The organism is Nocardiopsis sp. MG754419, from assembly GCF_018207095.1.
Lineage (GTDB): Bacteria > Actinomycetota > Actinomycetes > Streptosporangiales > Streptosporangiaceae > Nocardiopsis.
Window position 1 is genome coordinate 1 of the sequence record NZ_QOCZ01000191.1, and the last position, 9,112, is coordinate 9,112.

6 protein-coding genes and 1 pseudogene are annotated in these 9,112 nt (G+C 72.9%); 4 read left to right on the forward strand and 3 right to left on the reverse strand.

All coding sequences use genetic code 11. From position 1 onward, the window contains the following. Positions 1 to 360 (reverse strand): annotated as a pseudogene (locus DSY14_RS25045) (hypothetical protein); the annotation flags it as partial. Then, a complete protein-coding gene (locus tag DSY14_RS25050) occupies positions 360 to 947 on the reverse strand; it encodes a PH domain-containing protein (protein WP_374224058.1) in 588 nt (195 codons plus the stop codon). The gene DSY14_RS25050 and the pseudogene DSY14_RS25045, both read right to left, overlap by 1 nt. Before the next feature lie 231 nt (positions 948 to 1,178). Between DSY14_RS25050 and DSY14_RS25055 the strand changes: the two genes are divergently transcribed. Continuing rightward, positions 1,179 to 2,147: an ATP-binding cassette domain-containing protein gene (locus tag DSY14_RS25055; RefSeq protein WP_211719080.1), complete on the forward strand. Its 969-nt coding sequence runs from the start codon at positions 1,179 to 1,181 to the stop codon at positions 2,145 to 2,147. Further along, positions 2,144 to 2,974 carry an ABC transporter permease gene (locus tag DSY14_RS25060; protein WP_211719081.1) on the forward strand — a complete coding sequence of 277 codons (831 nt, stop codon included), beginning with the start codon at positions 2,144 to 2,146 and terminating at the stop codon, positions 2,972 to 2,974. Before DSY14_RS25055 ends, DSY14_RS25060 begins: the two co-directional genes overlap by 4 nt. Positions 2,975 to 3,146: 172 nt before the next feature. Here the strand turns inward: DSY14_RS25060 and DSY14_RS25065 are convergent, their stop codons facing one another. Beyond that, entirely contained in the window at positions 3,147 to 6,512 is a 3,366-nt protein-coding gene (locus tag DSY14_RS25065) for a BTAD domain-containing putative transcriptional regulator (protein WP_211719082.1), read from the reverse strand. Positions 6,513 to 6,795: 283 nt separating this feature from the next. On the opposite strand from DSY14_RS25065, the gene DSY14_RS25070 reads away from it, so the two are divergent. Both DSY14_RS25070 and DSY14_RS25075 read left to right on the forward strand, forming a co-directional pair. Then, complete coding sequence (locus tag DSY14_RS25070) at positions 6,796 to 7,392, forward strand: YbhB/YbcL family Raf kinase inhibitor-like protein (RefSeq protein WP_249188436.1); 597 nt, start codon at positions 6,796 to 6,798, stop codon at positions 7,390 to 7,392. 347 nt (positions 7,393 to 7,739) lie between these two features. After that, on the forward strand, positions 7,740 to 9,112 hold a 1,373-nt coding region (locus tag DSY14_RS25075; protein ID WP_211719084.1), incomplete at its 3' end, for a hypothetical protein.

Genomic DNA, 9,112 nt, shown 5'->3' on the forward strand with positions numbered 1-9,112 from the left:
CGTGAGGGGACCGTACGGCTCCGCGAACCCGGGGCGGGCCTGGGGCCGGGCGGCCTCGACGGACTCGTGGGGGCCCTCGGGCTCGGGGGTACCCGGGGATCCCTCCCCCTCGTGGCGTTCCGAGGCGGTGGCGGACGCGGGAGGTTCGACGAACCTCGGTCGGGCCTGGGGCCGGGCGGCCTCGGTGAACGCGTGCGGTTCCGTGTGCTCCCGGGACCCCGGAGCCTCCGTGGGTTCCATGGGTTCGGTGCGTCCCTGCGGCTCCGTGTGCTCCCTGGGCCCGTGGTCTCCCGCGGACGCGTGCGGCTCCGCCGCCTCGGCCGGTTCGTGGGCTCCGTGGGGTTCGTGTCGTGGATCCATCAGGTCGCGTCGTCCCTGAGCGTCCCGGCGCGCACGGCCAACTCCTCGCTGAGCCGGCGCGCCTCCTCGGAGTCCAGTCCCTCGATGGTCGAGGAGCCCGCGAAGGAGGCGGTCTGCACCTGGAGCGTGGCCACGTCGAAGACCCGCTCCAGCCAGCCCTGGGTGTGATCGACCGTCTGCAACCGGTTGACCGGCACCAACTGCCACGATCGGCTGATCCACCCGGACCGGGTGTAGATGACGTCCTCGGTCACCTCCCACCGGTGCACCCGGTAGCGCCACGAGGGCACGATGGCGATCTTCAGCAGGGCGTAGAAGGCGTAGGCGGACGGGAAGGCCCAGGCGTTCTCGTGGACCAGGGTCGGCACCCACCCCCAGGCGAAGCCACCGAGCGCCCAGGCCGCGGCGCTCAGGAGGGCCAGGTTGAACAGCGCGCCGAAGGCCAGCCGCAGGGTCCACACCCCGATCGCGCGGCTGCTCACCCTCCGCAGCGGTGGGCGCAGGACGGCGACCCCCGTCCCGGGGTCCTCGGGGGCGGGCATCTCCTCCGGCTGGGCCACGGCGTCGTGGGGCGGGGTGTTCGTCACACGCCCGAGTCTAGGGCCTTTGGAGATGTTCCGATCGTGTGCTTCGGCGAGGATCGCGCCTTTTCGGGGGAAGGGCGCGTCCCCGACCGGCGTTCCCTCCCACGTGGGGTCCCCGCTGCCCCGGTGCACACGGACCCGACATTCCCGGTCGGGCCCGACGGAAGCGCGTATCAGCGTTCTGTCAGTGCAGGTCGCCACACTGAGGACAGACACCGAAACGGAGGATTTCTCATGACCGACGCCATCCGCGCGGAAGGTCTGGTCAAGGAGTTCAAGGGCAAACGCGCCCTCGACGGGGTGGACCTGACCGCCAGGACGGGGGCCGTGCTGGGCGTCCTGGGACCCAACGGATCCGGGAAGACCACGACCGTGCGCATCCTCTCGACGCTGTTGCGTCCCGACGGTGGGTACGCCACGGTCGGCGGGTTCGACGTCGTGCGCCGTCCCCACGAGGTGCGCCGCCAGATCGGACTGACCGGCCAGTACGCCGCCGTCGACGCCGAGCTGACCGGTACCCAGAACCTCGTGCTCATCGCCCGACTGTTGGGGTTCGGCCGGGCCCAGGCCCGCACGCGCGCCGCGGAACTCCTGGAGCGCTTCGGCCTGGACGACGCCGGGGACCGCCAGGCCAAGACCTACTCCGGAGGCATGCGCCGCCGGTTGGACCTGGCCGCGAGCCTGGTCGGCCGTCCGGCGCTGCTGTACCTGGACGAACCGACCACCGGCCTGGACCCGCACAGCCGCAACGGACTGTGGGCCGTGGTGCGCGACCTGGTGGGCGACGGTGTGACCGTGCTGCTCACCACCCAGTACCTGGAGGAGGCCGACCAGCTGGCCGACGACATCATGGTGCTCGACCACGGCCGGGTGATCAGCAAGGGCACACCCGAGGAACTCAAGAACCAGGCGGGCGACCAGGTCCTGGAACTGCGCACGGTGGACAGCGGCCAACTGCCGCTCGCCACCAAGATCATCGAGGCGGTGACGAGCACTCCGGTCACCACCGACGGTCTGGTGGCGAACGTGCCCGTCACCGACGCGGCCGTCCTGCCCGAGGTGGTCCGCCGCCTGGACGAGCAGGGCGTGACCGTGGGCGAGTTGTCCCTGCGCAAACCCAGCCTGGACGAGGTGTTCCTGGCGCTGACCGGACACACCGCGGAGGACGCCGACAGCGACGACCATGAGGGGGCTCGTTCATGAGCGCCGTGACCGCCCGACCGTCGGCCGACGCGTCCGGCGCCGTCCCGCAGATCTCCCAGCGGATCAGCCCTGTGGTGACCGTGCGGAACGGGCTCCAGCTCACCTGGCGCAGCGTGCTGAAGATCAAGGCCAACCCCGAAGAGGTCTTCGGGTTGATGCTGCAGCCGGTCATGTTCGTGACCCTGTTCGTCTTCGTCTTCGGGCAGGCGATGATGGGCGACTGGCAGACCTACCGCGACTTCCTCATGCCGGGGATCATCGCCCAGTCGGTCATCTTCGCGACCATGGGCACGGGCTTCAGCCTCAGCCAGGACGTCGAGAAGGGCATCTTCGACCGGTTCCGCTCGCTGCCCATCGCCCGTTCGGCACCGCTGATCGGCGCGATCCTGGGCGACCTGGTCCGCTACGCCATCACCGTGGTGATGGTGTTGCTCGTGGGCCTGGCCATCGGATTCCGACCGGAGGGCGGGTTCCTCGGCGTCCTGGCGGCCGCGGCCCTGGTGCTGCTGTTCGCCTTCGCGCTGTGCTGGATGTCGGCCTTCGTGGGCATGCTCGCGCGCACCCCCATGGCGGTGCAGTCCTTCGCGATGATCCTGCTGTTCCCGCTGACCTTCGGCAGCTCCGCGTTCGTGGCGCCGGACGACATGCCGGGCTGGCTCGCGCCCATCGCCGCGAACAACCCGGTCACCCACGTGGTGGACGCCATGCGCGCGCTCATGCTCGGGGGCGACGTCGCCGGTCCGGTGTTCTGGACCCTGGTGTGGGCGGTCATCATCACGGCGATCTTCTTCCCGCTGGCCGTGTGGGCCTACCGGCGCCGCACCTGAGCGGGGCCGGCGTCGCCGCGGGTGCGGGACACGGATCACGCCCCGCACCCGCGGCGACGCACGGCCGATCCGGGCCTCCCGGCGGGCACCCCCGACGAAAAGAGGCCCGGCGGTCGCGTTCCCGCCGCGAGGGCGCCATGACCGGGACCCCGGCGTCGGGTCCCGGTCGCGGTCACCGGCGCCGGTCACCGGCGTCCACGTCGTCGGGCACGATCGGTTCGAGCCACCGCTCCACGTTCCGTGGGATGCGGTCTCGCGGGGTGTCCCGCCCTCGGGCGACCAGCCGGGCGGCCTCGGTCTCGCCGAGCGCCCGGATCAGGAGAGCGCGCAGCTCCCGGACCCTGGTGGAGGCGGTGTCGGCCACCCCGCGCAGGCCCGCCGTGTACCCCAGCAGCTCCGCGGCCCACTTCGGATCCTGGTCGACGGTGAGCCGCGCGAGGGTCTCCAGAGCGGCGAGGCCGGACACGTCGGACCCGTTGCGGGACACCCACCAGGCCCGTCCCGCCTCCCGCCAGGCCCGGTCGAGGTCACCCTCGGAGCGGGCGATCTCGGCGGACATCGTGCGCCAGGCCGGTTCGATGTAGACCGGCGCGAACCCTCCCAGCCCGCGCACCAGGGGGTCGGTCCGGTCGAAGAGCCGGCGTGCGCCCGCCACGTCTCCGGTGGCCTCCAGCCACATGATCCGGCTCATGTGGTGCGACACGCGCTGTTCGTCCTCCGCCACGTCGTCCTGGAGGAAGCGGAGTTCGTGCTCGGCGCCCGTCAGGTCACCGAGTTCGATGAGGACCTGGATCCGCAGCGCGCGAAAGAGCTGGCCCGGGCCCTCCAGACCGGCGGACTCGGCCAGGTCGAGCCCCTCGCCCAAGAGCACCCGGCAGCGTTCCAGGTCGGTGGTCATGTTCACGTCCACGAGTTGGACCAGCGCGTTGCACTGTCCCCAGACGTCTCCGCATTCACGCATCCCGGTCAGGGCGATCTCGGCCCGCTCCCGGGCGCGCCGGGCGTCCCCGAAGACCATGTCGAGCTGGGCCGCCAGGAGGGACACCATCGCCCGGTTCCACGGATGCGCGTGTTGTCCGATCGCCGCCTCTACACGGCTCCGGGCGGGGCTGTCGCGGCGGCCGTCGGCCATGGCGCGGTAGATGAGGCAGGGGAAGAGGACCGGGTGGTCCTCGACCCTCACCCCACCGGATTCGAGCACCTCCTCGACCCGGTTCAGGCGTTCCAGGAGCACCGCGCGACCCGCGGTCATCTCCCCGGTGCGGTGGAACAGGCAGCTCGCGTAGGCGACCTCACGGCCCGGCGGCACCCTCTCTCCGGCCAGTTCCAGCACCTGTTCGGACCAGCGGTGCACCTGACGCCAGCGACCGTCCAGGGTCAGGTACCACTGGGCGTGTTCCACCAGGTCCAGGGCGAGTTCGACGTCGCCGCACTCCACCGCCCAGTGAAAGGCGACCGCGCAGTCGTCGACCTCGGCGTCGAGCCGGGCCAACCAGGACCGCTGGCCGGGACCGCGCAGTTCGGGGTCGGCACGCCGCCACAGGTCGACCACGTGACGGGCGTGGGCCTCGCGGACGCGTTCCCGCTCTCCGGACTCGGCCAGGCGTTCGCTCGCGTAGGCCCGGACCGTCTCCAGTTGCCGGTAGGTGGGCGGAGCGTCCTCACGGACGGGGCTCTCGGCCACCACCAGGGACTTGTCGACGAGGGAGAACAGGGTCGTCCACACGTCCTCGCCACCGACCCGGCCCGGTGATCCGTCCGGATCGGCGGCCACGCGTTCGACCGCGTCGAGGCCGGCCCCGGCGGGAAAGACCGAGAGTCGGCGCAGCAGGCGACGCTCGGGCTCCCCCAGAAGCTCCCAGCTCCAGTCGACGACCGCGCGCAGGGTACGGTGCCGGGGCAGCGCCGACCTGCTGCCGTTGGTCAGCAGTCGGAAGCGGTCGGAGAGGCGTTCGGCGAGCTGACCGGCCGACATCACGCGTAGTCGGGCGGCGGCCAGTTCCAGGGCCAGGGGCATACCGTCCAGGGCACGCGTGATGCGCACGACGTGGGCGACGTTGGCGTCGGTGAGGCGGAACCCCGAGCGGGCCGCCTCGGCGCGCGCCGTGAACAGCTCCACCGCGGAGCAGGACAGGGCACGGTCGACGTCGGCGCCCTCCGGGGGCAGGTCCAGGGAGGGCACCGGCAGAAGGGCCTCCCCTGGTAGACCGAGCGGTTCCCGGGAGGTCGCCAACACCCGCACCCCGGGGCACCGCGCCAGGAGGGACTCGACGAATCGGGCGGCGCCCTCGACCAGGTGCTCACAGTTGTCCAGCACCAGGAGGCAGGGGCGCTCGCCCAGGTGGGCGGCGATCCGGTCCGTGGACGACTGTCGGCCGGTCCCGGTGCGCGCCTTGAGGACGGGGAACTCGCGCGGCGCCAGCGCGCCCTCCACCGCCCGGGGCAGGTCCGCGCCATGGCGCACGGGTGCGAGTTCGACCCACCACACACCGCCGGAGGCCAGGGCGGGGGTCCGTCCTGCGAGGGCGACGGCGGATTCGGAGGCCAGACGCGTCTTGCCCGCCCCGCCCGGACCCGTGAGCGTCACCATGCGCGAGCCCGAGAGCCGCTCCACCGCCGCGGTCACCTCGGTGTCGCGGGCGACGAAGTCGGTCAGGTGCCGGGGCAAGCGCATCGGGGGCGTCGTCTCGGCGCCCCCGACGCTCGGGACGGGGTCGGACGGGTCGGGGTCGGACGGCGCCGACCCCTCCCGGGCGGGACCCGGGGAGACACGAGATCCGGCCCCCTCCGCCCGATCCGGGAGGGACTCGCCCCGCAGCAGATCGAGGTGGACCCGTCCCAGCCGGGGTGTGGGGTCCAGGCCCAGGTCCTCGGCCAGACGGGTCCGGAAGGCCGTGTGGACGCCGAGGGCGTCGGCGACGCGACCGCTCCCGGCCAGGGCGCGCATCAGCAGTTCGACGGGGCGTTCACGGTGCGGATCGGCGGCGACCAGCGCCTCCGCCCGGGGCACGGCCTCGGTGGCCCGGCCCAGGGCCACCTGGCACTCCAGGTGGTCCTCGATCGCGGTGCGGTACGCCTCGCCCAGGCGCAGGGCGACCTCCTCGGCCAGCCCGCGCGAGGTGAGGTCGGGCAGGGCGGGTCCGCGCCACAGGGTGATCGCCTCGTCCAACGCCCGCGCGGCCGACGCGAACCGTCCCGCGGTCAGGTCGGCCCGGCCCCGGCCCGCGCGGTCCTCGAACACGTGCAGGTCGACCTGGTCGGGTGCGACCTCCAAGCGGTATCCGACGCCGTCCCCCAGAAGGCGGGCCTCCGGCCCCAGTGCACGGCGCAGCCGCGAGGCCAGGGCCTGGAGGGCGTTGCCGGCCCCCACGGGCACGTCCTCACCCCAGATGGCGTCGGTGAGCTGTTCCAGCGCGACCGGACGCCCCGGCCGGAGCAGGAGCAGCACCAGCAGAGTGCGCAGGCGGGCGCCGCCGACACCGACGGGAGCACCCGAGGGGTCGACCACCTGGAGAGGGCCGAGGATGGAGAACCACACCGCACCATGATGACCGATCCCCCACGGCGGCGTCCGCGACCCCGACCGCGCGGGCCGCCCGTGCGGCGCCGCCCCTTCGCGTGGTGCGGGCCGGTGCGTGCTCTGCGGAGTCACACGGAGCGCCCGACCACAGTAGGGTTCGCTCAGGACCATGCGACGGCGCCGACGACGGCCCCGCGCGCACGGTTCCACCGCGACGGGCACCGGGTTCCTCTCCCGTGTGCCGGGTCCGGTGCACAGCGAGTCTCGCCTTATGGCCCGAAAGTCCAGCAGGAGCCCCATTTTGTTCCCGGTCTTGCCTCACACCCGGACCATCGCCGAGCGCGGCGTACCCCGCACCCCGCACGGTGCCCGCGCTGGCGCCGTCGTGGCGGGGGCCGCCCTGCTCGCCTCGACCGGCTGCGGCGTGCTCAACTCGGAGCTGAGCGGCGAGATGCCGACCGACATCAACGTGACCAGCCCGATGTTGCAGGAGGGACAGCCGCTGCCGGCCGCCTACACCTGCGACGCCGAGGGAGAGCCGGTCTCCCCGCCGCTGAGCTGGTCGGGTCTGCCCGACGACGTGGGGTCGATCGCGCTGGTCGTGGACGACCCGCAGGCCGCACTCGTGTTCTGGGTCGCCTACGACCTGGACCCGCAGCTCGTGGAGCTCCGACAGAACACCGTTCCGGCCGACGCGAAGGTCGGGCAGAACAGCACGGGTGAGACCGGGTACGGCGCCCCCTGCCCCGAGGAGGACGACGCGCACGCGTACCGGTTCACGGTGTACGCGCTGGACGGCACCCTCGACCTCCCCGAGGGTTCGGCCCTGGACCTGACCCTTGAGGGCATCGCCGAACAGGCCGTCGCACGCGGCTCGCTGGTCACCGACAACGAGTGAATTAGGTCACCACGGGCGTTTCGGTCCCGGACGCACCCGCGCCGCGCGGGCCATGGGAACGAACCGAGGAAGCACCCGTCGCCCTCTGCACACAACGCGCGACAACACATACAGTGGGGCTGTGCCCCTCGCCCCTTTTCAGATGACCGATTCCCGTCCACCCACCGCGCGGCACCTGAATCCGAGACCGCACCGGCGCCCCGGCGCCCACTCCGCGCAAGCCGAGTGGGTCCGGCGCTTCACGGCCGAACGGACCCAGGGCACCGCCTTCCCCCGGCCGGTCGCCGCACGACCGGTCCCCGGTGCGTCCCGGACGCGGCCGACCTCCCCAAGGTAGTGCGTACACCATGACCGTCACCGTCATCATCATCATCGCCGTCGTCGTCGTGCTCGCCGTGTTGGTGCTCCTCCTGCTGGGGATGCGTGCGCTCAGTCTCGGTTCACGCGACGACTATGACGACGACCACGACTACGAAGACGCCGAGGACGACGACCGCGACGATCGCGAGGACCTCGACGAACGCCCGGCACGAGGGCGACGCCGGGAGGAGGACCTCGACGACGAGGACGCGGGGTCGCGCGGTCGTGGCCGCAGGTCGAACCGGGCGGAACGGCGACCCAAGGGGCGACGGCAGCGTGGGGTCGACTGGGAGGACGACGACTCCGACGGGCTGTCCGACAACGACTTCTGGTCGAGCCTGAGCGACGAGGAGCCCGCACAGGCGAGCCCTCGGAGTCGGCGGGGCGAGGAGGCCTACGGCGCGGGGGACGCCGACGGCTACGAGGACGACTACGACACGGACTACGACGACGAGCCCGAGCACGTCGACACCCGTGACCAGGGCCCGAGCGCGGTCGACGACACCTCCGACCAGCCCAGAACGCCGCGGGGAAGCGCCTCCGACCTGGCGATGCTGGCCGGGCTGGGGCAGAGCGGCACCCCGGAGCCGCCGGCGCGGCGACCGGAACCGCAGCGGCGCCCGGAGTCACAGCAGCCCACCGAACAGTGGAACCGACCCGCCGCGTTGGACTCGGGTCCCTCGCCGTCGGCGCTCCCGCCCACGCAGGGTCTGCCGCCGGTGCCACCCGCGGCGCCCGCGACACACGGCGCGCAGGACCACGATCCGCTGGGGACGGGCTGGACCCCGCCGCCGCCCTCCACGGGCGACCCCTTCGAGGGCCGTGAGCCGCTCTCCGCCGCCGAGCGGCGCGGTCGTGTGGACGGCGACCCGGTCACGGGAGGTGCGGGCCACCACGGTGGGACGGGATACGAGTCCCCCGGTTCCTACGGCACCGACCACACGCCCACCGTGGGCGGTCCCACCGCGGCCGATCCGTTGGACCCGGGTTTCCGGCCGACATCGAGCGGTGGCGACGAGTTCGCCTCCCCGATCTGGTCGAGCATGGACACGGGGACCCACCAACGCTCGGACCTGGGCGGCTACGGTCAGCCCGGCGCGGCGCCCGCACCCGGGCAGCCCATGGGCGGCCCGGGCCTGCCCGGACATCCGGCCCCGGGGTCCGGCGCCGATCCGTTGACCGGCGGTCACCCTTCCGGCGCGTTCCAGGGCGGTTCCGCCTACGACCCGTCGCTCGGCTCGACGGACGCCTTCACCCGGTCGGAGTACGACACGGGGACCCACGGTCGGCCCGAGTACGACACCGGCGCCCACCAGCGCGGCCCCTACGACACCGACGCGTTCGGCCGACCGGGCCACCA